This is a genomic window from Myxococcus sp. MH1 (assembly GCF_059738865.1).
Window position 1 is genome coordinate 1,981,720 of the sequence record NZ_AP026947.1, and the last position, 26,105, is coordinate 2,007,824.

Below are 26,105 nucleotides of genomic sequence, written 5' to 3' on the forward strand. Positions count from 1 at the left end.
GCCCGAAGACGCATCCGTCCGTGCCGAGGTCCTCGCGTGTCGCTAGGATGCGCGCCCCATGCGGGTCGAACTGCTGTGCACGGGTGACGAGCTGGTCACCGGCCTCATCACGGACACGAACAGCACCTACCTGGAGGCCCGGCTCTTCGACCTGGGCGTGAAGGTGGAGCGGGTGGTGCTCGTCGGGGACGTCCGACCGGACATCACCCAGACGCTGCTCGAGGCCGCGGCGCGAGCGGATGTCGTGGTGGTCTCCGGCGGGCTGGGCCCCACGGCGGATGACTTCACCCTGGAGTGTGCCGCGGCCGCCGCGGGGGTTCCGTTGGAGGAGGACGCCCGGGTCCTGGAGTGGCTGCGCGAGCGCTACGCGGCGCGGGGCATCCCCATCAATCCCAGCGCGCTGCGCATGGCGCGAATCCCCCGTGGCTCCGAGCCGGTGCGCAATCCCGCGGGCTCCGCGCCGCTCGTCGTGCTCACGCTGGGGCGCTGTCGCCTGTTCTTCCTGCCAGGGGTGCCGCGCGAATATCGGGCCCTGCTGGACAACGAGGTGCTGCCGCGCATCCGCGCGGAGCTGGAGTCGAGGCCGGGCCGTCTGTTCCGGGCCTTCCGGCTGCTGCGCACCGTCGGCATCCCCGAGTCCGAACTGGACCTGGCCGTGGCGCCCCTCGTGCCCAGCCACCCCAGGGTGGTGTTCGGCTTCCGAACGCACGCGCCGGAGAACCACCTCAAGCTGATGGCGGAGGCGCCCACGCAGGCCGAGGCCGACCAGGCCCTGGCCGCGGTGGAGGCCGAGTGTCGTCGCCTGCTGGGGCGGCATGTCTTCGCCGCGGACGGCGAGGAGTACGCGCCCGCGCTGCTGTCGGCGCTGGGGCGCGCCGGGGCCACGCTGGCCACGGCGGAGAGCTGCACGGGAGGCCTCATCGCCCAGCGGCTGACGGCGGTGCCGGGGTCGAGCACCGTCTTCATCGGTGGCGCGGTGGTCTACTCGGAGAAGATGAAGACCGCCTGGGTGGGCGTCCCCACCGAAGTGCTCGAGCGTCATACCGCGGTCTCCGCTCCGACGGCCGTGGCCATGGCCGAGGGTGTGCGTGCCGCCTGCGGCGCCACATATGGCCTGGCGGTGACGGGGTATGCGGGGCCCGGAGGCGGGACGCCCGATGACCCGGTGGGCACCGTGTATTGCGCGCTCGCGGGGCCGGGGTTCGCCACGCGGTGCGAGCGCATGTCCTTTTCCGGAGACAGGGAGCGCGTGCGCCTCTTCGCTGCCTCCCACACCCTGGAGATGCTGCGGCAGCACCTGCTGACCGCCGCCCAATCATGAGCCGCTCCAAGTCCAAGCGCCCCGCGCCGTCCATGCCCGAGCCTCGGCCCGCGCCCGCGGTCGAGCCCGCCGCCACCGCGCCCGTGGAGCCCGCCGCTCCCGCCGTCACCGAAGGGGTGGCCGGGCCCGTGGGCAGTGGAGGCTCGGTCGGCGCCGTCCTTCGCGTGTGGTTCGCGGCCTACCGGGTGGAGGTGCTGTTGTTCCTGGTGGCGTTCGTCGTGCTCGCCAGCTTCAGCTCGCAGCGCTTCCTGCGCCAGAGCGCCGCGCCGCACTTCATCTACCAGGCGCAGGGGTGGCTGGAGGGGCGGCTGGACGTGGACCCCCAGGTGCTTCCGAACCTGGAGGACTGGGCCTGTGTGCGGCAGGTGAATGGCCAGAAGGTCCGCTGCGAGGGCCGGCCGCTGCCCGATGACCGCTGGTTCGTGAGCTTCCCGTCGTTCCCCGCCGTGGCGATGCTGCCCTTCGTCGCGCTGCACGGGTACCAGTTCAACGACACCTCCTTCGGCGTCATCATCGGCGCGCTGGCGGTGGCGCTGTTCTACTCGTTGCTGCGCTTCCTTGCCCGGGAAGGCGAGACGGCGCGCACCCGCGACGAGAACGTCGTGCTCGCGCTGACGCTCGCCTTCGGGACCTTGTTCTTCTACTGCGCCATCCGTGGCGAGGTGTGGTTCAGCGCCGAGGTCATGGGCGTGGCCCTCACCTGCCTCTATGTGCGCAATGCACTGCGGGCCCGCCGTCCTGTCCTGGCGGGTGTGTTCTTCTCCATGGCGACGCTCACGCGCACGCCGCTGTTCTTCGCGGGGCTCTTCTTCGTGCTGGAGGCCCTGTGTCCGGGCCCCGAGCCCCGCTTGCAGCAACTCAAGGAACTGGGGCGCCACTGGAAGCAGGCCGCGAGGAAGGTGGGCCTGTTCGCCCTGGGGGCCGCGCCCCTGGGCCTGCTCGCCGCCGGCTACAACGTGTATCGCTTCGGTCGCCTGAGCGAGTTCGGCCACGCGTATCTCTTCAACAACCGCGTCAACGTGGACATCGACCGGTGGGGGCTCTTCCACTGGGAATACCTGGGGCGCAACCTGGAGGCCGCCTTCCTCAAGTGGCCCTCCCTGTCGCTGTCGCCGCTCAAGCTCGGGTATGACCCGCGCGGGCTCACGCTGCTCCTGACGCTGCCGTTGCTCGTCTTCCTGCTGGTGCCGAAGCTGCGGCCTCGCCTTCACTGGCCCCTGTGGCTCACCGTGGCCGTGTGCGCGCTGCCCGGTCTGTTCTACCAGAACACGGGCTACATGCAGTTCGGCTTCCGCTTCAGCCTCGACTACACGCCCTACCTCCTGTTGCTCTTCGCCATCGGGGGTTGGTCGCTCCGCCAGCGCGTGGTGATGGGCACGCTGGTGCTGGGCGTGCTGGTGAACTTCTGGGGCGCGGTGGCCTTCCGTGGCTACACGGAGCTTGTCCGGAACTGGTAGGGCGCTGCCTCCCGAGGGGTTGAAACCCCCGGGCCGGGCGCGCAGATAGAGAAGAGCCATGCAACCTCCCACCGGACAGCCCCCCGCCGGCAAGCGCTGGCACACTCGCGAGGACAGCGGCATCCGCCTCGATGCCGCCCTGCGCTGGTGGCATGACGACGAGCCCATCGAGCACCCGAAAATCATCGAACTCTTCAACGCCTCTCTCATCCTGGACGACGAGGGTCGCTACCAACTGCGCATCGGGCAGGACTGGTGCTACGTGCAGGTCGAGGACGCCGCGTACGAAGTCCGGACCGTGGACGTCACGCCGGACGCACGTGTGTCCATCCGCTTGAGTGACCGCACCGCCGAGGCCCTGGAGCTGGACTCGCTCCAGGTGGATGGCGCGGGCGTCCTGTCATGTCGGGTGAAGCAGGGCCGGGCCAAGGCGCGCTTCTCGCGAGATGGCCAGTACCAGTTCGGAGCGCTGTTGGAGTCGGGCCCGGATGGCGGGCTGGTCGTGCGCGCCGGAGAGCGCCAGCACCCGGTGGCGCTCTCCCTGGAGTCATTGACCGGCTCCGTCTAGGCGGCGGCTTCCACGGCGGGCGAGGGGCAGGGGAGCGGCGGTGTCCCCGCGAGCTCCCGGGCCAGCGCCTCCATCGTGTCGGAGTGCTCACGCAGCCACTCCGCGGCGCGCTCCCTTCCCTGGCCGATGCGCTCGCCTCGGAGACTGAAGTGGCTGCCGGACTTGTCGATGAGTCCCGTGGCCACGCCCAGGTCCAGCACCTCCCCGGCGCGGTGGATGCCGCTGCCGTACAACAAATCGAACTCCGCCTCCTGGAAGGGCGGGGCCAGCTTGTTCTTCACCACCTTCACCCGGGCCCGCGAGCCCACCACGGCGTCTCCCTCCTTGAGGTTGCCCGTGCGCCGAATCTCCATGCGCACCGAGGAGTAGAACTTCAGCGCGTTCCCTCCGGTGGTGGTCTCTGGGTTGCCGAACATCACGCCAATCTTCATCCGAATCTGGTTGATGAAGACGATGCAGCACCCCGAGCGGCTCACCGCGCCCGTGAGCTTGCGCAGGGCCTGGCTCATCAGCCGCGCCTGCACACCCATGTGCGCGTCGCCCATCTCACCCTCGATTTCCGCGCGAGGCACCAGCGCCGCCACCGAGTCCACGATGATGAGGTCCACCGCTCCCGAGCGCACGAGCTGCTCGGTGATTTCCAGCGCCTGCTCACCCGTGTCCGGCTGGGACACCAGCAGCTCCTCCACCCGCACCCCCAGCTTGCGCGCGTAGGAGATGTCGAGCGCATGCTCCGCGTCGATGAACGCCGCCACGCCGCCGGCGGCCTGGACCTGCGCAATCGCATGCAACGTGAGCGTCGTCTTGCCGGACGACTCGTTGCCGAACACCTCCACCACGCGGCCCCGCGGATAGCCTCCCACGCCGAGCGCCCGGTCCAGCCCCACCGAGCCGGACGGAATCACCGCGACCTTGTGCTCCTGCGTGTCCCCGCCCAACGTCATCACCGAGCCACGTCCGAACTGCTTCTCGATGGACGCCACCGCCGCCGCCACTGCCTTCAGCTTCTCCGTCAGCTTGCTCATCGCTCCCTCGCCGCCCTGTCCTTGAGTCCGTGCTGCGCCCTGTCGCCCCGGAGCGGGGCGCCCGACGCATCGGCGCGGGAGAGAGCAACAGGCATGCCGCGAGGTACTCCCTGTGAACACATGAAGAGAGGCGTCCGCGAGGGACTGCGGGCGTCTCACGGGGTGGAGGGCGAGCCCACGTCTGGATTTCCAGGATGAGCGAGCGGCTGCTCGCCCGTCTGCTGAATTCACGGCGCTTTGCGTTGAAGTTTGGAAGGGGCGGCATGACCTTTCGCTCGTGAAAACCCAACGCGAAGACATGCCCCATGTGGTCATCCTCGGCGGCGGGTTCGCCGGGCTTCGGGCCGCGCAGCAGCTCGCCAAGGCGCCGGTCCGTCTCACCCTGGTCGACCGGCACAACCACCACCTCTTCCAGCCGCTGCTGTACCAGGTGGCCACGGCGACGCTGAGCCCGAGCGAGATTGCCGCGCCGCTGCGGGCCCTGCTCGGACCCCAGGGGGTCGCGGTGGTGCTGGCGGACGTGACGGGTGTCGACACCGCGGGGAAGCGGGTGCTGCTCTCGGATGGAGAGCTGAAGTACGACTACCTCGTCATCGCGACGGGGGCGACGCACTCGTATTTCGGCAATGACCAGTGGGCGCGCCATGCACCGGGTCTGAAGTCCATCGAGGACGCGGTGGAGATTCGACGCCGGGTCCTGCTGGCGTACGAGCTGGCCGAGCGTGAGACGGACCCTCGCATCCGCAAGGCCCTGCTCAACTTCGTCATCATCGGAGCGGGGCCCACGGGCGTGGAGATGGCGGGCTCACTGGCGGAGATCAGCCGCAAGTCCCTGTCGGGCGACTTCAAGAACATCGACCCGCGCGATGCGCGCATCATCCTCATCGAGGGCCTGGGCAAGGTCCTGCCCGTCTACCCGGACGACCTGACGGACAAGGCGCGTCGCACGTTGGAGAAGCTTGGGGTGGAGGTCCGCACGGGCGCCCGGGTGACGAACATCGACGAGACGGGCGTCTACATCGGCACGGAGTTCATCGCGGCCCGCACCGTGATTTGGGCCGCCGGTGTCGCAGCCTCGCCGGTGGCTCGTTCGCTCGGTGTGCCGCTGGACCGCGCGGGGCGCGTGCATGTGACGCCTGAGTTGACCGTCCCCGGTCACGAGGACGTCTTCGTCGTGGGAGACCTGGCCTCGCTCAATCAAGAGGACGGCACGCCCGTGCCGGGGCTCGCGCCCGCCGCGATGCAGGAGGGCAAGCACGCGGCGGCCAACATCCTGCGCCGGCTGCGCGGGGAACCCATGGTGCCCTTCAAGTACTGGGACAGGGGCTCCTACGCAGTGATTGGCCGTGGCCACGCGGTGGGCATCGCCTTCCGGCGCTTCAAACAGACAGGGCTGCCCGCGTGGGGCGCCTGGCTGTTCATCCACCTGATGTTCCTCATCGGCTTCAGGAGCAAGCTGGCGGTGATGCTCAACTGGGCCTACTCCTATCTGACGTTCGGCAAGTCGGCCCGAATCATCACCGGCCCCGCGCCCAGGTTGGATCAGCTCACGCTCGTGGCCTCGTCGCCGGACGGGAAGGGGGCCCCCACGGATGACACGGAGGGGGCGTCGCGCCTCGTCTCCTCCTCGAATGAGCTGTCTCCTCCGTCGACCCACTGAGGCCTGACGCCTCGGGCACTGGGCAGGGACCCATCGGCGGCGGGCGGTCTCCACCGCCCGCCCGCGCCTGAACGAAGGGGAGGGGGGCCTCCCTGGGTGTTCGAGTGCAGCCAGCCTCGTCGGTCCAGCGCCCTGGAGTCGATGGCGAGCCGCATGTCCACGTCCTCGATGCGTCCGTGGTCCTCCAGGTCCGCGCGAGTCAGGGCGAGCTTCAGGAGCCGGTCATGGGCTCGCGCGGACAGCCCATGGCGCCGTACCGCCAGCTCCAGCATCCGCTCTGCGCCGGGGCTCAGGACGCAGTGACGCCGCAGCAGGTGGGACGGCAGCTGCGCGTTGCAGTGCACGCTCGGCTCGTCCCGGTACCGCTCACGCTGACGTTGCCGCGCGGCCTCCACGCGCTCCCGATGGTGGCGACTGGAGGACTCCTTCGCCTCCGCGCGCGCCAGGTGGTGGTACTCCACCGGACGGGTCTGCAAGGTGATGTCGACGCGGTCCAACAGCGGGCCACTGACGCGGGCGTGGTAGTCGAACACGCGGTGCTCCGGACACGTGCAGGTGTGTCCCGGCACGTTGAAGTAGCCGCAAGGGCAGGGGTTCATCGCCGCCACCAGCATCACCTGGCACGGGTAGCTGATGTTCTGGTTGGCGCGCGCCAGGTGGATGATTCCCTCCTCCAGCGGTTGTCGCAGCACCTCCAGCACGTTGCGACGGAACTCCGGGAGCTCGTCGAGGAACAGGACGCCGTGGTGCGCCAGCGACAGCTCTCCAGGACGGGCCAGGGGGCCACCTCCCACGAGCCCCGCGTCGGACAGCGTGTGGTGGGGCGCGCGGAACGGACGCTCGCGCACCAGGGCGTGGCCTTCGTTGAGCAGCCCCAACACCGAGTAGACCTTCGTCACCTCGAGTGACTCGGCGAAGGTCATCGCCGGAAGGATGCCGGGCAGCCTGCGCGCCAGCATCGTCTTGCCCGAGCCGGGGGGGCCGCACATCAACACGTTGTGCCCGCCCGCCGCCGCCAGCTCCAACGCCAGCTTGAGGTCGGGCTGTCCCCTCACGTCCGCCATGTCCGGCTCCGCGCGTCCACGGCCCACCGGATGCGAGACACCCTGACGAGAGAAGGGAGGGATGACGCGCGTCCCGGTGAGGTGGTCCACCGCCTCGCGCAGGCTCGTCACGGGCAACACACTCAAGCCCTCGACGAGCGCGGCCTCGGCCGCGTTGGCCGCGGGCACCATGACCCCCTCGAAGCCCTTGTCCCGCGCGGCCACCGCGAGCGGCAGCACGCCCTTGATGGGCTTGAGCGTGCCGTCGAGCGACAGCTCCCCGCCGAAGAGATAGCGCCCCAGGGGCGCCTCCTCGAGCAGCTTCGCCGCCGCGAGGACTCCCAACGCGATGGGCAGCTCGAACGCCACGCCGTCCTTGCGCAGGTCCGCCGGTGCCAGATTCACCGTGACGCGCTTCTGTGGCAGCTCGAAGCCGGTGTTCTTCAGCGCGGAGACCACGCGCACCTTCGACTCGCGCACCGCGCCTTCCGGCAGTCCCACCACGTTGAAGTAGGGGAGGCCGAGCGCCATGTCGACCTCGCACTCCACCACCACCGCGTCGATGCCCATCAACGCCCCCGACCGCACCCTCGCCAGCATCCGTCCCCCTCCCGCATCGCCCGGCTCCGCGTGGAGCAACCCGCGTACCGCCATCCCTCCGAGGAGAATCCCGTGGAGAGCCAATCCCCTGGGGCGGATGCCTGTCCCATCCCCAGGAACTCCAGGGTTCCACACTCACTGGATAAGTGAAGGGGCCTCTAGCCAGGGCGGGTGCGCCTTGGGTAGCTTGGCAGGGAGTTGGGGAACGCAGGGGGAATGACGCAAATGGGGTCGCAGGAGATTCAGCGGCGTCGTCCGGTCCGTATCCGCCGGGCAGACATGAAGCGGGGTCAGCGGATGAAGGTCGCCTTCGCGATGTTCCGCTTCTGCCTCTACGGCATGGTGGGCATCAGCTCGGAGATCTTCTTCTACAACCTGGTGCGCGTATCCCGGGACGTGCCCGTCCTCGGCTCGCTCTTCCAGTTCCAGTGGCGGGTGGATGACCGCCTGGGGCTCAACGCCATCTGGGACACCCCCGCCGTCACCGCCTACGGGCAGTGTTCGCTGTGGATGTTCTTCATCTACGCCATCGCCTGCTTCTTCTTCGTGGAGCCCGTCTTCCGCTGGATGCTCTACCAGCACGCCAGCCTCCGGGCCGCCGTCTATGGCGTGGGCATCCTGCTGTTCGAGGGCTTCAGCGGCCTGGTCCTGGAGCGGCTCACCGGCTACCGCATCTGGTACTACGGCGACGCGGGCGCCATCATGGGGCAGATGACGTCGCTCTACATCCTGCCCATCTGGATGGTGACCGGCCTCATCGCCGAGTTCATCTACAGGGAACTGATGGACCCGGACCTCATGGCTGCCTTGGAGTCGCCGCTGCCGGCCACGCCCGAGGAGACCGAGGCTTCCTTCCAGCTGATGCGATAGGTGCAGGCGTGGCCGTCGTAGCCTGACGGCTCCACGCGCACCTCCTGGGCGCCGGCCACTCGCAGGCCGGCGTGGATGATGCCCGCCGTGAAGTCCGGGTAGTCGCCCACCTCGTTCATCCACAGCTCGAACTGGGTGGGCGTGAGCTCCACCAGCTTCGACTCGGTGTAGTTGTTGCCCGCCCGGAAGTTCTGCGTGGCCCGCATCAGCGTCCGGCGAGGCCCCAGCACCCGCAGCAGCGACAGCACCGCGCGGCCGAGCATCGTCTCGCGGAAGCCCTCGATATAAGCCTCACCGAGCTTCCAGGTCCCCTGGGCGACGGCCTCCTGGGGGAACAGCTCCTCCGCGGCGATGCGTAGGAACGCCATCCAGGACGTGAAGGAGTAGGCGGGACGCAGCTTCTGGTCCACGTCGAGCCCCGCCTGCTTCAGGCGCTGCTTGCAGGCAGGCGTCAGCCGCCCGTGCAGCGCGCGCAGGAAGAGGGCTTCGATGGTCTGTTCAAAGACGAGAAGCTCGTCGGCCATGAGGAGTGGACTCTAGCCGACGAGCTTCTGATTGTGAACCGCGACTCCAACCCGGAGCGTAGGCTCCGGGAGGGACATGTCAGGGCGTGGGAGCGGGCGCCGGGGTGCCCGTGTCCACCTGCGTGCCCTGGATGATGGCGTTCGACGGCAGCTCCGTCGCCATGCCAAGCACCTTCGCGCCGGCCGCCTTCGCGCCGTCCAGGGCCGCGATGAGCCGCCCGTAGTTGGTCGCGTCGTCCGCCATGAAGAAGACGACCTTCTCGTCCGCCTTCTTCGCCGCCAGCATGCGCTTGAGCCGGTTGACGTAGTCCGACGCGGGCACCTTCTCCGTGTTGATGGAGTAGCTGCCGTCCTTGTCCAGCAGGACCACCAGCTGCTGGTTGTCTGGATTCTCGGGAGGAGGCTCGTTCTCCACCTCCGTGTCCGGCACGCGCACCAGGATGTCCTTCTCCAGGAGGGGCGTGACGACCATGAAGATGATGAGGAGCACCAGCACCACGTCCACCAGCGGCGTGACGTTGATCTCCGAGTTGGGCGCCGACTGCGGCTTCACCCACTGGCGCTGCTTGTGGCCGGCCATTACTTCTTCTCCTCGACGCCGAGCGCGATCTGCTTCGCCTTGGCCTTGCGGGCCACGTCGAGCACCTTGCGCACGTCGCCCACGTTCACCGTGTTGTCACCCTTGAGCAGGATCTTCTTGCCCGGGTCCTTCACCAGCTCCTCCGCGATGCGGTCCTGGAGGGCCTGCTCGTCCACCTGATCATTCTCCACGAACACCTTCTTGTCCGGGGTGATGGAGACGTAGAGAGGGTCCGAGTCCTTGCCCTTCTCTTTTTCGATCTCGGTGGCCTTGGGCAGCTCCACGGACTTGCCGCGCTGGAGCATGGGGGTGACGACCATGAAGATGATGAGGAGCACCAGCACCACGTCCACCAGCGGCGTGACGTTGATGTCGCTCTTGATGCCCCCCTTGGGGCCTGCTGACATTCCCATGCGTTTAACCTGCTTCCGGATGGTGGAAGCCCGCCTTCCCAAGGTGGCGTCGCGGGCCCCGAGGTTCAGGAGCCGCGTTCACGTCAGGAGGCGGGCCTCGGGTCGTCCCCGGGCTCGCCGGTGACTGCTCAGGCCGCGTGCGAGGACTGCGCGCCGCCGCCCAGGTGGCGGGCCACGACGTCGAGGAACTCGTTGGAGGACTCGCTGATGTCCACCGCGCGAGCATCCACCCAGCCCTGCAGGAAGTTGTAGGCCATCACGGCGGGGATCGCCACGAGCAGACCGAAGGCCGTGGTGATGAGCGCCTCGGCGATACCGGCCGAGATGGTGCCCAGACCGCCGGAGCCGGCCGCCGCCATGAGCTGGAAGGCGTTGACGATACCCATCGTCGTGCCGAGCAGACCGACGAAGGGGGCCGTCGAGCCGACCGTGGCCAGGAGGCCCAGGCCGCGCTTCATGCTCTGCACCTCGCGCTGCGCCTGGCGCTCGAGCGCGCGGGCCACGGACTCCACCGCCACGTCCTTATTGTTGGGGCTGATGCGGTAGGCCGTCAGACCGGAGTTGATCACCCGGCCCAGGTGGCCCACGTCCTTGCCCAGGTTCGTGTTGGCCGCGGTGGTCAGGTCACCCTTTGCCAGGATGGCACCCATCTTGGCCGCGAAGTTGCGGCTGTCGGACCGGGTCTTGCGGAAGACGATCATCCGCTCCGCCATCACGACCAGGGACGCCACCGACATGATGGCCAGGGTGAAGATGATCATACGGGCGAAGAGGCCCGTGTGTGCCCAGATTTCGACGAGAGTGAATTGCATGGCTTTGGAGCGCTCCTCCTCACGAGCGCGGGGTGGTCGGCGGTGCTTCTCTACGGCGCGCCCGGATCAGCGCGGCAGCTTCAGATTCAGGGTGAAGGTGTAATCCACCTGGACCGGACGGCCCTGGAACGTGACGGGCTTGTAACGTGACGACGTCAGGGCGTCCATGACGGCCTGTTCCATGTGGGGCAGGGGCTTGATGATTCGGCAGCGCTCCACACGGCCTTCCACGGTGATGACGCACTTGACGATCATCGTGCCCTGCACGCGAGACTCGAGCGCCTCGCGGGTGTACTCGGGCTGCGGACCCGAGACCTTCTCCGGACGGGTCATGCCCGCACCGAACGGCAGCACTTCCGTGCCCGTCCCACCCAGCTGTCCACCGACCACGCCGCCGATCACACCACCGACGACGCCGCCCACGACACCACCGGCCACGCCACCCTCGACACCGCCCTCGACCGCCTCTTCACTGGGCTCCTCGGCGGCCTCTTCCGGCTGCTCGGTCGGCTCGACCTCCTTGGGGACCTCTTTCGGGATCTCCTTGGGCTGGACGATGGCGTCGGGCTTCTTGGGCTTCTTCGGGGTCGTCTTCGGCTTGGAGGTCGCCGCCGGGGGAGGGGGCGGCGGCGGAGGAGGCGGCGGGGCCATGGTGGCCTTCAGCGTCACCTCGATCTCCTTCTCCTCCTCGACCGGAGGCCTCGTCGAAAGAACGTAGGCCACCACGAACAGCGCCACATGCAGGATCACCGAGATGGTGGTTCCCACACCGAACCGCGCTTTGGGCGCCTGACCGCGGTCAAGGACTGAATCAAACATGTACTAGACTCCTCTTCACCAGTGGACACCCACCACGCCACCCCCGGCTGAAAGGGCGCGCCACCATACAGAAACGCGTTCCGGGTTCAAGTGAGCACGGTCAAGGGTAACTGACGTGATCGCGCAATTGCCCCACTGGTTACCAAAAAGCAACGGTCTATTGACAACTGCTCGACCTCGGATATTTTCCCCAGTCATTTTCGGTTGCAGCCCACCTTGGAGGGGTCTGGTATGCACTTGAACCGAGTGCTCCGGGAAACCGGAGTTGTCCTGGCCGCAGGTCTGCTTTATGGATCGGCGGCTTTCGCGCAGTCGAGCACGATGATCGGAACGATCATCGACGCTCAGAGTCGGCAGCCTGTTCCTGACGTGGTGGTAACCGCGACCTCGCCCAACCTTCAGGGTGAGCAGACCGTGGTTTCCGACGCACAGGGCAACTACCGTATTCCCCAGCTTCCGCCTGGTGTTTACACCCTGCGGTTCGAGAAGGAGCAGTTCAAGCCCTACGCCCGGTCGGACGTGCAGCTGCGTCTGAACCGCACCATCCGCGTCAACGTCGAGCTGCTCCCCGAGTCCCTCGGTGAGGTGGTGGAGATCGTCGGCGCCCCGCCGACCATCGACGTGGGCTCCACGACCACGGGCGTCAACGTGGATCAGGAGTTCATCAAGCGCATCGCGGTCGCCCGTCCGGGTGGCAAGAGCGGCGCGGCTCGCTCCTTCGAGTCCCTGGCCGAGCTGGCGCCTGGCGCCCAGAACGACCAGTACGGTGTCTCCATCAACGGCGCGACCTCGCCTGAGAACGGCTACGTGGTGGACGGTCTGTCCACGAACGACCCGGCCTACGGCGTGAACGCGAGCCCGATGAGCATCGAGTTCGTGCAGGACGTGAACATCATCACCGGCGGCTACCTGCCGGAGTTCGGTCGCTCCACGGGCGGCGTCATCAACGCGGTGACCCGGTCGGGCTCCAACGAGTTCCACGGCTCCGTGTTCGCCAACTGGACGCCTGGCACGTTCGAGGGTACCCGCAAGACGATCCGGTCGGAAGGCTCGGTCATCAGCGGCCTCAACGAGCTGAAGAACATGGGCGACTTCGGCGCCACCCTCGGTGGTCCGATCCTCAAGGACAAGCTGTGGTTCTTCGCCGGTTTCGCGCCGTCCTTCACGCGCTACCAGCACACCCGCACGCTCAACGCCATCCGCCTGGATGCGCAGGGCAACACGGTCACGGACGACACGGGCTTCACGGTCGTCGACCCCATCGCGGGCTCGGATCGTCAGTACTACGCTGACTCCCGGACCGTGCAGTACATGGGTAAGTTGACCTACCTCATCAACCAGGACCACACGGTCTCGCTCGCCCTCAACGGCACGCCGACGACCACGGGTGGCATGGGCAAGCTGTCCATCAACCCGCAGTCCGGTGGTCTGCCGGGCGCGATCTTCTCCCGTCCGGGCGACTTCGCCTTCACGGAGACGAACGCGAACGCCACGTCCGTCGCCCTGAAGTACGGCGGCGCGTTCATGGACAAGAAGGTCCTCGTCGACGCGACGGCCGGCTGGTTCCACCAGACGGCGTCCACCCTGCCGGCGGACGGCAGCAAGCTGGGCTCCTCCGAGGGCCTCGCGGGCTACTCCCGCTTCCAGTACACCAGCCAGCGCTCCCTGGCGGACCTCGAGGCCCTGCCCGCCGGGCAGGAGGGCGCCTGCGCCCCGTTCGAGACGGTCGATGAGGACGGCAATCCCGTCGTTGTCGAGCGCTGCCCCGTCATCGGCTACACGGTCGGTGGCCCGGGCTACATGAACGACTCGAAGCTGGATCGCTACCAGTTCAACGCGAAGGCCACCTACCTGCTCAACGCGCTCGGCACCCACGTGCTGAAGGCCGGTGCGGACGCGGAGTTCCTGTCCTACGACCAGCTCAAGGCGTACGGCGGTGGCGTGTACTTCCGTGAGTCCGCTCCGTATGCGGGCGCGACGCTCAACGGCCAGCCCTACTCCGGCGGCGCGGTGCAGGACTACCGTCGCTACGGCTACCAGGCCTCGCCCGACAGCCCCATCACCCAGCTGACCCAGCAGTCGAAGACCACCAGCACCACGGTCGGTGGCTTCCTGCAGGACTCCTGGTCCATCGCCAACCGCGTCACGCTCAACCTCGGCGTGCGCTACGACGTGCAGGCGATGTACGGCGGCGACGGCGAGCTGGCGCTCATCATGGGCAACCAGTGGTCGCCCCGCCTCGGCGCCATCGTCGACCCGTTCGCCAACGGCCGCACCAAGTTCTTCGTGAACTTCGCTCGCTACTACGAGCAGGTTCCCCTGAACATGCTCGACCGCGCGTTCCCGGGTGAGCGTCGCTACGAGGCCCGCCGCGCGCTCGCGTCGGACACGCAGGCGGGCTGCAACCCCACGGACCGCCAGAGCCAGCAGACGGAGTGCCGTGACCCGGCCTACGTGCTCGCGCAGCCCGAGAGCAACCGCAACCCGAACCGCCTCTACACGGGTGGCAAGGTCGAGAACGAGCCGATCGACCCGGACATCAAGCCGCAGTCGTCCAACGAGCTGGTGGTCGGCGCTGAGTACGAGCTCATCGCCAACACCCGCGTGGGCGCCAGCTACACGCACCGCAACATGAACATGGTCATCGAGGACATGAGCCGCGATGACGGTGCGTCGTACTTCCTCGGCAACCCGGGCAGCGGCTTCGCCAAGGAGTTCCCGAAGCCGGAGCGTAACTACGACAACGTGACGGTCTACCTGAACCGTACGTTCTCGGATGGCTGGCTCGCCGCGGCGAACTACACCTGGTCCCGCCTGAACGGTAACTACCCCGGTCTGTTCCGCCCGGAGACCGCGCAGCTCGACCCGAACATCCTGTCGGACTTCGACCTCGTCAGCCTCCTGGCCAACCGCACGGGTCCGCTGCCGTTCGACCGTACGCACCAGATCAAGGTGTTCGGCGCGAAGGAGTTCAACTTCACGAACGAGCTGTCCGCCAGCCTGGGTCTGTCCTACCGCGGCAACTCCGGCTCGCCGATCAACTACTTCGGCGCGCACTCGCTCTACGGTCCGGACGAGTCCTTCGTCCTCCCCCGTGGCGCGGGTGGTCGTACGCCCTGGCTGAACGTCATTGACTCCAACATCGGCGTCAACTACCGCGTCAGCAAGGACAGCGTCATCTCCGTCACCCTGGACGTGTTCAACCTGTTCAACTTCCAGGGCGTGAGCACGGTCGACCAGACGTACACCCTGCTCTCCGTGCAGCCCATCGCGGGCGGCAAGCCGTCCGACCTCCCTGGCAACGTCCAGTGGCAGGCCGGCGAGGAGCGCGACGAGCCGTTCGGCACGGTCGAGAACGACGTCAACCCCAACTTCAAGAACCCGACCAGCTACCAGCCGCCGCGCCAGATGCGCCTTGGTGTCCGGTACACGTTCTAGTCACTGGCCATTCACGGAACCAGGATTTCAAGTCACATGACCAAGAACATCTTCAATGCGGCAATGGTCCTTGTTGGCACGGCGGGTCTGCTGACGGGTTGCAACTTCGACCAGCCCGAGGCTCCCTGCTTCGTGCAGGACAGCGCGAGCTGGGCGACCCGGTATGACCCCATCGACGACCCTGTCGATGCCAATGGCGTGGGTTGTGAACTGCGGGCTCCCGTCGGTGAGCTGGTGGGCGTCTACAAGTTCAGCGATCCGGATGACCTGAGCAACTCGCTGCTCACCCTGCGTCCGCAGGGCGTGGCGTCCATCGCGAACCGCGACCCGGGCCCCACGACGGATCAGACGGCGCTGGGCCGGTTCGACACCGAGCCGGACGCGGATGAGTTCTGCACGGCGGAGACGCTCTCGGTTGCCTCGGTCAACGCCGCGGCCACCCAGACGCTTCCGGCGACGACCATCAGCTACGAGTTCAGCAACATCCAGGTGTACGCGGCGCCGTCGACGCCGGGTACGCAGCTGCGTGGCCAGGTGAAGTACACGCGCAATGGGTGCACCTCGAACTACGCCATCCGTTCGATGTGGCCGGCGGTCGCCTGCGACCCGTCCGATGCCACCTCGTGCGCGACCAACGCGAACCTGAACCCGGACTTCGCCACGGAGTGCCTCCAGGTGAGCGCGACGACGGCGATCTGCGTGCCGTCGAAGCCGGTCCCGTCGTTCAAGTAGTCGTCCATCGCTGAACAGCGCCACCCGCCTGGGTGGCGCCTCGCGGCCCCGGCAGCCCTCCTCAGGGAGTGGATTGTCGGGGCCGCGGTGTTTGAAGGCAGTACCCACTGGAGGCACATGGAGGGCCGTTACTCACTCATCCACCACGTCCGCTCGCTGCTGGACGACGAAGAGGGCACCCTCTACAAGGACGCGCCCTTCCGCGTGGCGCTCTGCTACCCGAGCCCCTACCACGTGGGCATGAGCTCGCTGGGCTTCCAGGCCATCTACCGGGAAATCCACCAGCACCCCGGTGCCACCGCCGAGCGTGTGTTCCTCCCGGATGACGTGGAGGCCTTCAAGAAGACGCGCACGCCGCTGTTCACCTGGGAGTCCCAGGCCCCGGTCTCCAGCTTCCAAATGCTGGCGTTCTCGGTGGCGTACGAGCTGGAGCTGACGGGGTTCTTCTCGCTGCTGGAGCTCGCCGGGCTGCCCGTGCTGGCGGAGGAGCGCCGGGATGGTCGCCATCCGCTGGTGGTCGCCGGTGGACCGCTGACGTTCTCCAATCCGGATCCGCTGGAGCCCTTTGTCGACGTGCTCGTCCAGGGCGAGTCCGAGGAGCTGATCCACGTCCTGGTGGAGGCCGCGGCATCCATGGAGCGCGAGGCGCTGTTGGATCATCTGGCGCGCATCCCCGGCTTCCGGGTGCCGGGCAGGGGAGGGGCGCGCTACCACGTGGCCCGGGCGACGGACTCGCGGTTGCCCGCCCGCTCGCAGATCATCACGCCGCACACGGAGCTGCGCTCGATGTTCCTCATCGAGCCGGAGCGCGGCTGCTCTCGCGGGTGCCATTACTGCGTCATGCGGCGCACCACCAATGGGGGCATGCGGACGGTGCCGCCCGAGCGGGTGCTGTCGCTCATCCCGGAGAACGCCAAGAGGGTGGGCCTGGTGGGCGCGGCGGTGACGGACCACCCGCGCATCGTCGAGCTGCTGCGCACCCTCGTGGACTCGGGGCGCGAGGTGGGCGTGTCGTCGCTCCGGGCGGATCGACTGACGCAGGAGCTGGTGGATCAACTCCGCCGGGGCGGGGCGACGAACCTGACGGTGGCGGCGGACGGGGCCTCGCAGCGGATGCGGGACATGGTGGACCGCAAGCACTCCGAGGAACAGATTGTGCGCGCGGCCGGGTATGCCCGGACCGCCGGCATGAAGCAGCTCAAGGTGTACAACGTCGTGGGCCTTCCGTTCGAGGACGAGACGGACATCGACGAGTTGATCCGCTTCACGGCGGAGCTGTCGCGCATCCTCCCCGTGGCGCTGGGCGTGGCACCCTTCGTGGCCAAGCGGAACACGCCGCTGGACGGCGCGCCCTTCGCGGGCATCCGCGAGGTGGAGAACCGGCTGGAGCGGCTGCGCAAGGGCCTGCGGGGACGCGCGGAGGTGCGTCCCACGTCCGCACGCTGGGCCTGGGTGGAGTACATGCTGGCCCAGTGTGGTCCCGAGGGTGGGCTGGCGGCGATGGATGCCTGGCGGGCGGGCGGCGGCTTCTCCGCGTGGAAGAAGGCCTTCGAGGCGAGGGGCTGTGAGCCCTATCTCGCGCGTCGGGTGGAGGATGGGCGGCGCAATCCCACCCTCTGGCCCACTGTTCCGAAGGTGGCGCCCGCGCCGTCGGCCGCGTGACGGCGGGCGTACGAGGGCCATGCATTGTGGGCCCGGGTTCCGCTAGAAGACCGCATGCGCCGATGGCCGGCGCCCAGGGGCAGCGGAGAACCAGGTGAGCACGCAGCGCGTGGACAAGGCTTGGCAGCAGAAGGGTCTCAAGGAGTTCTCGACGGAGGCCCTGCTCGGGACGCTCGGCCACTACGGCATCCCGGTGACGGAGGAGGACTTCCGGAAGCTGTCGGAGTCGACCTTCCCGTTGGGCATCGCCCAGCAGTGGAAGTCGAAGTGGAAGGGCACCGGGCCCTTCAAGGATTTCGTCGTCGCCGCTCCCGTGGAGCTGTGGCGCCGCTGGCTGCCGGACCGCGTGGCGCCGCATGAGATGACGGACACGCTGGCGTCGCTCATGAAGTCGCTGCTGGAGCTGCTCAACGGCAAGACGGATGCGCCGGTGAGCGCGGCCTTCGAGCGGATGACCAGCCTGCGCGCGCGGCTGCCCGTGGATGACAAGGGCCTGCCCCAGGAGCGCTTCATGCAGGAGGCGCTGGCGCCGTTCTCCGAGAAGGACGCGGAGCTGTTCGACCGCCTCGCGGAGCTGCTCGCGCGCTCGGGCCACGTGAATCACGCGGAGTCCTTCGCGGAGATGGAGGAGTTCTTCCTGCCGGACCGCAAGGGCATCTCGCGCGCGATGGTGCGCGCGGCGAAGGGCGAGAAGGACGAGGCGGCGACGGACCTGGTCAAGCTGTCCGAGGACACGAGCCGCTCTCCGATTGCTCGCATCCTGGCCGTCGACGGCCTCATCCACCTCCAGACGCACGGCGTGGCCGCCACGGCCGCCCGGACGCTGCTGGCGTGGGCGGAGGAGAACAAGGACCTGCACCTCGCGTTGGACCTCATGCCGCGCCTGGAGCACATCTACAAGGCGCAGAACGACCGCGTGGCCCTGCTGGACCTGATGCGCATCGCCGAGCGGCTCGAGTCCGAGCACGACCGCATCCACCCCGGTCACAACCGTCACCGTCACAGGTAGTGAGCAGGACCTCCGGCACGGCGCGCGGACCTCGGGTCCACGACGCCGTGCCCGAGTGGATGTCTTGAGGCAGAGCATGACCGCGGTCATCCTGAAACCCTTGTCGCCTCGCCATGTCGTGAGTCTTCATCCGGCCTGGCGCAGGGGCTTGATGGGCCGTGACGAAGAGCCCGAGTCACGGGCTCAGGGCCGCGTACGACTGCGGTCATCCTGAAACCCTCGTCGCCACCAGGGCGTGAGGCCTCTACCTGCCTGGCGCGTGGGCTTGAGGGCCAGGTCCCTGTCTCGAGGCTGCATACGAGCAGCGTCACCCCGCGACGCTCGTTGCCGTCACAGGCCGTGAGTTCGCTGACACCACGGCGCGAGGGCTCGAAGAAGGACGCGCTGACAGGTCAGCGATGGGCTCGTGAGCGCCCCGTCACTCCGACGTGCCCGGGCCGCTGCTCTCGGAAGCGTCCGTGGACTTGCGGCGCCGCGCCCGCTTCTTCGGCGCGGGCTTCGCGTCCTCCTGGGCGGTCTTCACCGGGGCCACGTCCTCGAGCTCGCCCTGCTTCGTGGGCATGGCCGCCGCGCCCGGAGCCTCGGGCGTCGTGGACTCCTCCTGGGCTCTCAGCGGCGTCGAGCGCCTCAGGGGAATCTTGAGCACGTTGGGCACGCCCTCGACCACGTCTCGCGTGGAGACCACCGCGCCCACCGTCGTGTAGCGGATGGCGCCCGTCTGGGTGAAGGCGTGCTTGAGCGGGTACTCCTTCGCTCGCGGGAGGAACCAGTCGCGCGCTGCGCGCAGCGGCAACACGTGCATCTCCCCCTGCGAGAGGAACACGTACACGAGCAGGTCCGCGCCGCTGTAGAGGAAGCAGCCCGGGGTGTCCTTCTCCAGGTTGGACACCAGCTCGAAGAAGTACCGCTTCCGGGTGGCGTTGCGGTCCCCCTTCACCTCGATGCCGCGCACCTCGCCCGAGGGCAGCTCCCACAGCAGGTCCACGCCCCGATGCTGGAAGCGCGGGTCCGACTGCACGTCGTGCACGCGCGAACCCGGCTCCGTCTCCAGCAACCACGCCCTCGCGTGCTGGACGGCGCGGTCCGCGGCGCCCTGCACACCCTTCATGCTGAAGCTGCGCGCCATGTGTTACCGGCGCAGCTCGACGCCCGTCGCCACCAACTGCACCTCGCGCGGCTTGCCGTCCGCGCCGCGCGGGACGATGGCGCCCTCGGCCTCGTAGTGCGCCGCGTGGCCTTCGCTCAGCTCGGCCACCTTCACCACGCCCTCCACGCGCGCCTGCGAGCCCGCCGAGTCCAGCGGCACGAAGAAGCCGTAGTCCTTGAACGTCACGCGCACGCCCGGGCCCTTGGCCTGGCCCTCGGGGGCGAGCTCCATCCAGCAGCCCTTCTTCTCACACGCCTTGCGCACCGTGCCCTCGAGCCGCACCGTCTTCCCGTCGTGGGCCTGGGGCTTGGAGAGCAGGTCCGCGAGCTTCACCTCGGAGGCGCCCTTGAGGGCCTCGCCACGGGTGAGCTTCCAGCTGTCGTCCTTCGCGGCCTCGGGCTTGGGCGCGGCCGCGGCCTTGTCGGCCGGGTGGTGACAGTCGGCGGCGGCCGCGGCCTTGTCAGCCGTCTTTCCCTTGGCGGGCGTCTTGTCGCCAGCGAGGGCCACCAGGGGAACAGCGACCAGCAGCATCAGGGACGTGCGGAGCGAGTTCATGACCTGCCCGCTTAGTCAAAACTCGTTGCCCCGGCAAGGCGGCGCCCGTACTAGAGTGTGACTCCCGCACACCCCGGGGCGCGCAGCCCATGAAGGTCTTCCTCCCTCCTCGCAACCGCCGGCTCGGCACGGTGGACTACCTGGGCCTCATCGGCCTCGTGGGGCTGCTCGTCGCCCGCTTCATCCCGGTGGCGAAGCTCATCCCGTTCTGGGGCTGCGTGCTGCGCGAGCGGACAGGCTGGCCCTGCCTCGGCTGTGGCCTCACCCGCGTGGCGGACCGCGTGGCCCACTTCAACTTCGTGGGCGCGTGGGAGGCCAACCCCCTGGGCACCGTCGCCGCCGTGCTGTTCGCGCTCGCGGCCGTGGCCATGGTGGTGCACCTGGTGTTCGCCGTCCCCATCCCCGAAATCCAGCTCTCGCTTCGGGAGTGGAAGGCGTTCCAGGTGGTGATGCCCGTCATCGTCCTGGTGAATTACGCCTACGTGGTGGTGAAGACGCGCTTCCCCCACCTGCTGCTATAGCGTGGGGTCGTGACTCTCGCGCTCGTCCTGCTGGGCTACCTCGCCGGCTCCATCCCCTTCGGTGTCCTGCTGACGCGGTGGCTTCGCGGCGTGGACGTGCGCCAGAGCGGCAGCGGCAACATCGGCGCCACCAACGTCACCCGCGTCGCGGGCAAGAAGCTGGGGGCGGTGGTGTTGGTGCTCGACGCGGTGAAGGGCGCGCTGCCGGTGGCGCTCGCGATGCGGCTGGTGCCGGAGCTGCCCGGGGTGCACGTGCTGGTGGCGCTCGCCGCCGTGCTGGGCCATGTCTTCCCGGTGTGGCTGAGGCTGCACGGTGGCAAGGGCGTGGCCACCGCGCTGGGCGTGTTGCTGGTGCTCGTGCCCCAGGCGGCGCTGGCCGCGGGGCTCGTCTTCATCGCCATCTTCGCGGTGTGGCGCGTCAGCTCGCTGGGCTCGCTCGCGGCGGGGGCGACGGCGGTGGGCACGTCCGCGCTCACCGCCCGCGCGCCCGAGTACGCGGGCCTCTCAGCGGTCCTCTTCGCCCTCATGCTGTGGACGCACCGGAGCAACATCCACCGGCTCATGCGACGCACCGAGCGGCGCTTCTGAGTCCTCGCCGCCGCCGCCCGAGGGCCGGTAGCCGAGCAGCGTGCAGTCGATGGGGCCGTTCATCAGGTCGCGCCGCGCGGAGGGGCGCGCGTGGAATGCGCTCTCGAAGGCGGGGTTGCCGCTGAGGACCCAGACGCGCCAGCCGGGCACGCGCAAGGACTCGCCCAGCTTGTAATAGAAGCTCTTCATGCCCTTCTGTCCGCCCGTGCCGATGCGGTCTCCATAGGGCGGGTTGGTGAGGATGAGGCCACTGGAGGCCGGCAGCGGCGGCAGCTTCGTCGCGTCGCCCTCGGCCAGGGTGATCTCCTCGGACAGCCGGGCCGCGCGCACGTTGCGCTGGGCGGCGTCGAGGGCCTCCGGGTCCTTGTCGAAGCCCCAGAGGGGGACCTCCACCTTGCGCTCGTCGCGCCGCGCATCCGCGCGCATGTCCGCGAGCAGCTCCTTTGCTCGAGCCCCCAGCTCCGGCCAGCGCTCCACGGCGAAGTCGCGGTTGAGGCCGGGCGCGCGCCGACGGGCCATCATGCCCGCCTCAATCAGCAGCGTGCCCGAGCCGCACATCGGGTCCACCAGCGCCTCGTCGCCCGTGTAGCGCGCGGCGCGCAGGATGGCGGCGGCCAGCGTCTCCTTGAGGGGCGCCACGGTGGGCCGCACGCGGTAGCCCCGGCGGTGCAGAGGCTCGCCGCACAAATCCAACGAGAGCGACAGCGTGTCGCGCGACAGGTGCGCCACCACGCTCACGTCCGGGTTCTTCGTGTCCACGTCCGGCCGCGTGCCCACCACGTCGCGCATGCGGTCGACGATGGCGTCCTTCACCTTCAGCGCGACGAAGCCCGAGTGGCTGTGCTCGCTGTCCTTCAGCGTCGCGTCCACGGCGAACGTCGTGGTGGGCGTCAGGTGCTCCTCCCAGGCGACCCCGCGGGCGGCGTCGTACAGGCCCTGCGCGCCGCGGGCCTCGAAGGCGCCCAGCGGGTAGAGCACGCGCATGGCGATGCGGGACCAGAGACAGACCTTCAGCGCCTCGTCGAGCGAGGCCATGAAGCGCACACCGCCACGGTCCTGGCGGATGCGGCGCGCGCCGAGCTCCTTGAGCTCGTCGGCGAGCAGGTCCTCGGTGCCTCGGGTCGTGGTGGCGAATAGGGCGATGCGTTCAGCCATGGGACACCGCCCATAGACGACCTGCGCCTGCTTGGGAATCCAATACGCGCCTCACGTGCCCACCACCTCGTAGATGGCGAAGGTGGCCCCCTCCTGCTCGGCGCTGGCCTCCTTCGCCTTCCGGAAGTCCTCCGACTGGAAATAGCGCCGCATCGCCTCCTTGTCCCGCCAGCGCGTCACCAGCAGCAGCTCCGGCGAGCGCTCGAACGAGCGCAGCACCTCCAGCCCCAGGAACCCCTCGTGCGCGTCCACCCTGCGCGCGCGCTCCTGGAAGCGGGCGACCAGGCGCTCGGCGTCCTCGGGCGCGGCGCGGAAGCGGGAGATGGCGACAATCATGGGCACTCACCTGGAACACGTCGGGGCGGGCTGGGGATGCCCGCGCGGGGAGGAGAAACGGACAGGGGGCGCCCGGACCGAAGCCGGACACCCCCTGGGAGAACAACGGTGTGCCGCGGGTGGACTACATCGCGCCCGCGCCCGGCATGTCGCCCACCCCTCGGATGAGCACCTCGCGGGGCTTGGCGCCATCGGCGGCGCCGACGACTCCGTCACGCTCCATGCGCTCAATCATGCGCGCGGCGCGGTTGTAGCCGATGCGCATCTTGCGCTGGAGCATGGAGATGGAGACGGCGCGCATCTCGCTGACCGTGGCGAGGGCCTGGTCGTACAGCTCGTCGGACAGCTCGTCCTCCTCGCCGCCGGACTCCACGTCCTCGTCGCGCGGCTTGAGGATGGACTCGTCGAAGACGGGCTTGCCCTGGGCCTTGAGGTGGTCCACCGCCTTCTTGATTTCGTTCTCCGACACGAAGGCGCCGTGCACACGCTGCAGGTGCGCGCTCGTGGGCGGCATGATGAGCATGTCGCCCATGCCCAGCAGGGCCTCGGCGCCCACCGTGCCCAGAATCGTCATGGAGTCCGGCTTGGAGCGGAGCATGAAGCTGATGCGCGTGGGGAAGTTCGCCTTGATGATGCCGGTGACGACGTCCGTGGAGGGACGCTGCGTCGCGACCATCAGGTGGATGCCGGCCGCGCGAGCCATCTGCGCCAGGCGCGCCACGTACGTCTCCACCTCGCGGCTGGCGACCATCATGAGGTCCGCCAGCTCGTCGATGATGACCACGATGTAGGGCAGCTTCTTGAGCTCCTTCTTCTCCGGCTTGGCCGCCGCGGCGTCCAGCGGCGCGCCCGCGTCGTCGTCCTCGGGCTCGGCCTCCACCTCGGGCACTTCCGGGGCGGCCTCGTCCTCGGAGGACACCAGCGCCTCGCGCAGGTCCTCCATGTCCTCGCGCGGCGCGGCCACGCCCAGCCCGTCCGACGCCTGGGCCGCGGGCTTGGGCTCGCCACCCTCCAGGTCCACCACCAGGACCTTCTTGGGCTTGGACTTCTTGGGCGAAGGCTCCGCGGCGGCGAGCACCTCCTTCACCTCGGAGGCGGAGCTCTCCACCAGCTTGTTGTAGCCGGCGATGTTGCGCACGCCCGCCTCGGACAGCATCTGGTAGCGGCGCTCCATCTCCTCCACGGCCCAGCGCAGCGCGAGCGCCGCCTTCTTCGGGTCCGTCACCACGGGCAGCAGCAGGTGCGGGATGCCCTCGTACACGGAGAGCTCCAGCATCTTCGGGTCCACCATGATGAAGCGGACCTCCTCCGGCGTGGACTTCAGGAGGATGCTCATGATCATCGAGTTGACGGCCACCGACTTGCCGGAGCCGGTGGTGCCGGCGATGAGCAGGTGCGGCGCCTTGGCCAGGTCGAAGACGTACGGCATGCCCTCGATGTCCTTGCCCACGCACATGGTCAGCTTGCTGGGGCCCTTGAGGAACGCGTCCTGCTCGGCGATCTCCTTGAGATAGACGGTCTCACGGTCCTTGTTCGGCACCTCGATGCCCACCACGCCCTTGCCGGGGATGGGGGCGACGATGCGAACGCGCATCGCCTCCATCGCCATGGCCAGGTCGTCGGCGAGCGCGGCAATCTTGCTCACCTTGATGCCGGGGCCCGGCAGGAACTCGTACATGGTGACGACGGGGCCGGGGCGGATCTCCACGACCTCGCCGACGATGCCGAAGTCGGCCAGCTTGGCGCGCAGCTTCTCCGCCGTGGACAGGAACGCGTCCTTGTCCAGCTCCGAGCGCTCCTTCTTGTCGTACTCGAGCACGTCGAGCGGCGGCAGCGAGAAGCTCTTGCGGTCACCCACGAACTCGAACTGGTCCTGGGTCTTCTTGACGGTGGGCTTGGGCGGCGCCTTGGGCTCCACGATGAGCGGCATGCGCGCCAGCGCGGACGCGGCAGGCGCGGGCTGGGGCGCCGCGGTCTGCGGAGGCTGGGGCAGGGAGATGACGGGCGCGGGCGCCGGGGCCACGGGCTCGGTGGACTCGGGCAGCGCGGCGACGGGCGCGGCGGGGCCAGTGACGATGTTCGGCGTCTTGCGGCGGCCGCGCGGGGGCTCGACGCCCTCGGGGACGATGGGGGGCGCGGAGTGGGGCTGGGGCGCCAGGAAGGACGCGGCCCAGGCCGGGTCCGCGCCAGGGGCGGGGCGCTTCTCCGCGATGCGCGGCAGCAGCTTCTCGGCGGCCACCGGCGGGGAGGACGTGGGCGGCAGCGAGTCCGTGTCCTCGGGCAGGGGCAGGGCCTTGCGCGTCTGCTTCTCCAGCTTCTCCTTCTCGCGGGCCTCCTTGAGGGCCAGCTTCGCGGCGGCGGCCTGCTCCTTCTCGTTCTGACGGGCCAGGCGCACGGCCTCCTCGGCCATGGCCTCCGCCTCGGCGGCCTCGGCCTCCTCGGCGGCGCGCTCGGCCTCGGCGAGCTCCTCCTCGTCGGCTTCAATCTGCGCGAGGAATGCGGCCTCCTCGAGCTTCTCCTCGGCGGCGCGCTCCTGGCGGGCCTTGTACGCGACCTTCTGCTGCTCCCAGAAGGCCTCGGCGGACTCGGAGACTCGGCGGCCCAGCACGCACAGTCCGGCCCACACCAGCGAGCACAGCTTGAAGAACGTGTACTGGGTGCCGACGATGAGCGCCGCGGCGCTGATGGCGGTGACGAGGATGACGGTGCCGACGGTGGAGAACAGCCCCTCCATGACGCCGCCCAGGCTCGCGCCCAGCGCGCCGCCGGGCGGGTGTGCCCAGCCCTTGTCGCCGGCGAAGATGAGCTGCGCCAGCACGGCCACGCTCGCCGTCAGCAGCACGAGGCTGACGATCTGCGGCCCGCGCTTGCGCTCGCGGCTGCCCACGAAGAGCACCATCGCGGCGTAGACGCCTCCGACGGGTGCCAGGTAGGCGCACACGCCGAGCATCCCCCGCAGGGTCTCCGCGATGAGGTGGCCCATGGGGCCCACCGCGTTGCGGAAGCCCGGTCCGACCCGGTCATGGGCGTCGAACGTGGCCACCGACAACAATGACAGCAGGGACGCCGCCAGCAGGAAGACACCGGTGATGGCTCGGGCCGTCGTGCCGTCGCCGCCGTCGACCCCCGCCTTGCGCCGTTTGTCCGCGAGCGCCTTGCGACGCGTCGCGATCTCCTGCCGGGACAGCACTGCCTTCTCCGCCCGACCCTTCTTCGCCGTCATGACCTTCTTCCCTCTGCGCGTCTCAGCCGCGTAGCGGGCTGTAGCAA

General features: G+C 68.9%; 23 protein-coding genes. 11 read left to right on the top strand and 12 right to left on the bottom strand.

What is annotated here, in order from left to right; translation table 11 throughout:
* Positions 1-58: 58 nt before the first annotated feature.
* Genes AC6JA9_RS08095 through AC6JA9_RS08105 form a run of 3 tightly spaced genes read left to right on the top strand, consistent with a single transcriptional unit; the run spans position 59 to position 3,346 of the window.
* On the top strand, positions 59-1,321 hold the full coding sequence (locus AC6JA9_RS08095) for a CinA family nicotinamide mononucleotide deamidase-related protein (RefSeq protein WP_223746453.1): 1,263 nt from the start codon (positions 59-61) through the stop codon (positions 1,319-1,321).
* Entirely contained in the window at positions 1,318-2,778 is a 1,461-nt protein-coding gene (locus AC6JA9_RS08100) for a hypothetical protein (RefSeq protein ID WP_223746454.1), read from the top strand. Before AC6JA9_RS08095 ends, AC6JA9_RS08100 begins: the two co-directional genes overlap by 4 nt.
* A 58-nt stretch (positions 2,779-2,836) precedes the next feature.
* Positions 2,837-3,346 (top strand): DUF1285 domain-containing protein, encoded by a 510-nt coding sequence (locus AC6JA9_RS08105; protein ID WP_223746455.1) that lies wholly within the window; start codon positions 2,837-2,839, stop codon positions 3,344-3,346.
* On the opposite strand, the gene recA is transcribed toward AC6JA9_RS08105, so the two are convergent.
* A complete protein-coding gene (recA, locus tag AC6JA9_RS08110) occupies positions 3,343-4,371 on the bottom strand; it encodes a recombinase RecA (RefSeq protein WP_223746456.1) in 1,029 nt (342 codons plus the stop codon). The two genes, AC6JA9_RS08105 and recA, sit on opposite strands and share 4 nt — an antisense overlap.
* Before the next feature lie 298 nt (positions 4,372-4,669).
* Between recA and AC6JA9_RS08115 the strand changes: the two genes are divergently transcribed.
* Positions 4,670-6,031, top strand: coding sequence for an NAD(P)/FAD-dependent oxidoreductase (locus tag AC6JA9_RS08115; RefSeq protein WP_223746457.1), 1,362 nt, complete (start codon positions 4,670-4,672; stop codon positions 6,029-6,031).
* On the opposite strand, the gene AC6JA9_RS08120 is transcribed toward AC6JA9_RS08115, so the two are convergent.
* On the bottom strand, positions 5,914-7,674 hold the full coding sequence (locus AC6JA9_RS08120) for a YifB family Mg chelatase-like AAA ATPase (RefSeq protein WP_223746458.1): 1,761 nt from the start codon (positions 7,672-7,674) through the stop codon (positions 5,914-5,916). The genes AC6JA9_RS08115 and AC6JA9_RS08120 overlap by 118 nt on opposite strands.
* 297 nt (positions 7,675-7,971) lie before the next feature.
* Here AC6JA9_RS08120 and AC6JA9_RS08125 point away from each other — a divergent pair, with 297 nt between their 5' ends.
* Positions 7,972-8,544, top strand: a complete 573-nt coding sequence (locus AC6JA9_RS08125) for a hypothetical protein (RefSeq protein WP_223746459.1) — start codon at positions 7,972-7,974, stop codon at positions 8,542-8,544.
* Here AC6JA9_RS08125 and AC6JA9_RS08130 read toward each other — a convergent pair.
* From AC6JA9_RS08130 to AC6JA9_RS08150, 5 genes are all read right to left on the bottom strand, one after another.
* Positions 8,445-9,068 carry a DUF2378 family protein gene (locus AC6JA9_RS08130; RefSeq protein WP_074949874.1) on the bottom strand — a complete coding sequence of 208 codons (624 nt, stop codon included), beginning with the start codon at positions 9,066-9,068 and terminating at the stop codon, positions 8,445-8,447. The genes AC6JA9_RS08125 and AC6JA9_RS08130 overlap by 100 nt on opposite strands.
* A gap of 79 nt (positions 9,069-9,147) precedes the next feature.
* Complete coding sequence (locus AC6JA9_RS08135) at positions 9,148-9,648, bottom strand: ExbD/TolR family protein (protein WP_408891648.1); 501 nt, start codon at positions 9,646-9,648, stop codon at positions 9,148-9,150.
* Entirely contained in the window at positions 9,648-10,061 is a 414-nt protein-coding gene (locus tag AC6JA9_RS08140; RefSeq protein ID WP_223746460.1) for an ExbD/TolR family protein, read from the bottom strand. The genes AC6JA9_RS08135 and AC6JA9_RS08140 overlap by 1 nt, the downstream gene beginning before the upstream one ends.
* A 128-nt stretch (positions 10,062-10,189) precedes the next feature.
* Positions 10,190-10,873, bottom strand: a complete 684-nt coding sequence (locus AC6JA9_RS08145) for a MotA/TolQ/ExbB proton channel family protein (RefSeq protein WP_141325234.1) — start codon at positions 10,871-10,873, stop codon at positions 10,190-10,192.
* A gap of 66 nt (positions 10,874-10,939) precedes the next feature.
* Positions 10,940-11,692 (bottom strand): energy transducer TonB, encoded by a 753-nt coding sequence (locus tag AC6JA9_RS08150; protein ID WP_223746461.1) that lies wholly within the window; start codon positions 11,690-11,692, stop codon positions 10,940-10,942.
* Positions 11,693-11,923: 231 nt separating this feature from the next.
* Between AC6JA9_RS08150 and AC6JA9_RS08155 the strand changes: the two genes are divergently transcribed.
* The 4 genes from AC6JA9_RS08155 to AC6JA9_RS08170 all read left to right on the top strand — a co-directional run bounded on the left by AC6JA9_RS08155 (position 11,924) and on the right by AC6JA9_RS08170 (position 18,533).
* A complete protein-coding gene (locus AC6JA9_RS08155; RefSeq protein ID WP_223746462.1) occupies positions 11,924-15,130 on the top strand; it encodes a TonB-dependent receptor in 3,207 nt (1,068 codons plus the stop codon).
* Positions 15,131-15,166: 36 nt separating this feature from the next.
* Positions 15,167-15,862: a hypothetical protein gene (locus AC6JA9_RS08160; RefSeq protein ID WP_223746463.1), complete on the top strand. Its 696-nt coding sequence runs from the start codon at positions 15,167-15,169 to the stop codon at positions 15,860-15,862.
* A gap of 117 nt (positions 15,863-15,979) precedes the next feature.
* Positions 15,980-17,524 carry a radical SAM protein gene (locus AC6JA9_RS08165; RefSeq protein ID WP_223746464.1) on the top strand — a complete coding sequence of 515 codons (1,545 nt, stop codon included), beginning with the start codon at positions 15,980-15,982 and terminating at the stop codon, positions 17,522-17,524.
* Between the two features lie 94 nt (positions 17,525-17,618).
* Positions 17,619-18,533, top strand: a complete 915-nt coding sequence (locus AC6JA9_RS08170; RefSeq protein WP_194869177.1) for a hypothetical protein — start codon at positions 17,619-17,621, stop codon at positions 18,531-18,533.
* Positions 18,534-18,951: 418 nt separating this feature from the next.
* Here the strand turns inward: AC6JA9_RS08170 and AC6JA9_RS08175 are convergent, their stop codons facing one another.
* Both AC6JA9_RS08175 and AC6JA9_RS08180 read right to left on the bottom strand, forming a co-directional pair.
* Positions 18,952-19,659, bottom strand: a complete 708-nt coding sequence (locus AC6JA9_RS08175; protein WP_223747746.1) for a hypothetical protein — start codon at positions 19,657-19,659, stop codon at positions 18,952-18,954.
* Between the two features lie 3 nt (positions 19,660-19,662).
* Entirely contained in the window at positions 19,663-20,235 is a 573-nt protein-coding gene (locus tag AC6JA9_RS08180; protein ID WP_267697690.1) for a DUF4920 domain-containing protein, read from the bottom strand.
* Positions 20,236-20,324: 89 nt separating this feature from the next.
* Here AC6JA9_RS08180 and AC6JA9_RS08185 point away from each other — a divergent pair, with 89 nt between their 5' ends.
* Positions 20,325-20,756, top strand: coding sequence for a DUF2752 domain-containing protein (locus AC6JA9_RS08185; protein WP_223747747.1), 432 nt, complete (start codon positions 20,325-20,327; stop codon positions 20,754-20,756).
* Positions 20,757-20,765: 9 nt separating this feature from the next.
* Complete coding sequence (plsY, locus tag AC6JA9_RS08190; protein ID WP_223785731.1) at positions 20,766-21,344, top strand: glycerol-3-phosphate 1-O-acyltransferase PlsY; 579 nt, start codon at positions 20,766-20,768, stop codon at positions 21,342-21,344.
* On the opposite strand, the gene AC6JA9_RS08195 is transcribed toward plsY, so the two are convergent.
* The 3 genes from AC6JA9_RS08195 to AC6JA9_RS08205 all read right to left on the bottom strand — a co-directional run bounded on the left by AC6JA9_RS08195 (position 21,261) and on the right by AC6JA9_RS08205 (position 26,058).
* Positions 21,261-22,499, bottom strand: coding sequence for a THUMP domain-containing class I SAM-dependent RNA methyltransferase (locus tag AC6JA9_RS08195; protein WP_223747748.1), 1,239 nt, complete (start codon positions 22,497-22,499; stop codon positions 21,261-21,263). The genes plsY and AC6JA9_RS08195 overlap by 84 nt on opposite strands.
* Before the next feature lie 51 nt (positions 22,500-22,550).
* Entirely contained in the window at positions 22,551-22,835 is a 285-nt protein-coding gene (locus AC6JA9_RS08200; protein WP_223747749.1) for an antibiotic biosynthesis monooxygenase family protein, read from the bottom strand.
* A gap of 124 nt (positions 22,836-22,959) precedes the next feature.
* On the bottom strand, positions 22,960-26,058 hold the full coding sequence (locus AC6JA9_RS08205; RefSeq protein ID WP_223785729.1) for an FtsK/SpoIIIE family DNA translocase: 3,099 nt from the start codon (positions 26,056-26,058) through the stop codon (positions 22,960-22,962).
* Positions 26,059-26,105: the final 47 nt, after the last annotated feature.

What these genes read in the sequence shown, in the direction of transcription:
- AC6JA9_RS08195 (WP_223747748.1), bottom strand. Translation starts at nt 22,499, where the DNA reads ATGGCTGAACGCATCGCCCTATTCGCCACCACGACCCGAGGCACCGAG.
- AC6JA9_RS08155 (WP_223746462.1), top strand. Translation starts at nt 11,924, where the DNA reads ATGCACTTGAACCGAGTGCTCCGGGAAACCGGAGTTGTCCTGGCCGCA.
- AC6JA9_RS08140 (WP_223746460.1), bottom strand. Translation starts at nt 10,061, where the DNA reads ATGGGAATGTCAGCAGGCCCCAAGGGGGGCATCAAGAGCGACATCAAC.
- AC6JA9_RS08095 (WP_223746453.1), top strand. Translation starts at nt 59, where the DNA reads ATGCGGGTCGAACTGCTGTGCACGGGTGACGAGCTGGTCACCGGCCTC.
- AC6JA9_RS08165 (WP_223746464.1), top strand. Translation starts at nt 15,980, where the DNA reads ATGGAGGGCCGTTACTCACTCATCCACCACGTCCGCTCGCTGCTGGAC.
- recA (WP_223746456.1), bottom strand. Translation starts at nt 4,371, where the DNA reads ATGAGCAAGCTGACGGAGAAGCTGAAGGCAGTGGCGGCGGCGGTGGCG.
- AC6JA9_RS08120 (WP_223746458.1), bottom strand. Translation starts at nt 7,674, where the DNA reads ATGCTGGCGAGGGTGCGGTCGGGGGCGTTGATGGGCATCGACGCGGTG.
- AC6JA9_RS08180 (WP_267697690.1), bottom strand. Translation starts at nt 20,235, where the DNA reads ATGAACTCGCTCCGCACGTCCCTGATGCTGCTGGTCGCTGTTCCCCTG.
- AC6JA9_RS08205 (WP_223785729.1), bottom strand. Translation starts at nt 26,058, where the DNA reads ATGACGGCGAAGAAGGGTCGGGCGGAGAAGGCAGTGCTGTCCCGGCAG.
- AC6JA9_RS08125 (WP_223746459.1), top strand. Translation starts at nt 7,972, where the DNA reads ATGAAGGTCGCCTTCGCGATGTTCCGCTTCTGCCTCTACGGCATGGTG.
- AC6JA9_RS08130 (WP_074949874.1), bottom strand. Translation starts at nt 9,068, where the DNA reads ATGGCCGACGAGCTTCTCGTCTTTGAACAGACCATCGAAGCCCTCTTC.
- AC6JA9_RS08115 (WP_223746457.1), top strand. Translation starts at nt 4,670, where the DNA reads ATGCCCCATGTGGTCATCCTCGGCGGCGGGTTCGCCGGGCTTCGGGCC.
- AC6JA9_RS08100 (WP_223746454.1), top strand. Translation starts at nt 1,318, where the DNA reads ATGAGCCGCTCCAAGTCCAAGCGCCCCGCGCCGTCCATGCCCGAGCCT.
- AC6JA9_RS08175 (WP_223747746.1), bottom strand. Translation starts at nt 19,659, where the DNA reads ATGGCGCGCAGCTTCAGCATGAAGGGTGTGCAGGGCGCCGCGGACCGC.
- AC6JA9_RS08135 (WP_408891648.1), bottom strand. Translation starts at nt 9,648, where the DNA reads ATGGCCGGCCACAAGCAGCGCCAGTGGGTGAAGCCGCAGTCGGCGCCC.
- AC6JA9_RS08160 (WP_223746463.1), top strand. Translation starts at nt 15,167, where the DNA reads ATGACCAAGAACATCTTCAATGCGGCAATGGTCCTTGTTGGCACGGCG.
- AC6JA9_RS08200 (WP_223747749.1), bottom strand. Translation starts at nt 22,835, where the DNA reads ATGATTGTCGCCATCTCCCGCTTCCGCGCCGCGCCCGAGGACGCCGAG.
- AC6JA9_RS08105 (WP_223746455.1), top strand. Translation starts at nt 2,837, where the DNA reads ATGCAACCTCCCACCGGACAGCCCCCCGCCGGCAAGCGCTGGCACACT.
- AC6JA9_RS08145 (WP_141325234.1), bottom strand. Translation starts at nt 10,873, where the DNA reads ATGCAATTCACTCTCGTCGAAATCTGGGCACACACGGGCCTCTTCGCC.
- AC6JA9_RS08185 (WP_223747747.1), top strand. Translation starts at nt 20,325, where the DNA reads ATGAAGGTCTTCCTCCCTCCTCGCAACCGCCGGCTCGGCACGGTGGAC.
- AC6JA9_RS08150 (WP_223746461.1), bottom strand. Translation starts at nt 11,692, where the DNA reads ATGTTTGATTCAGTCCTTGACCGCGGTCAGGCGCCCAAAGCGCGGTTC.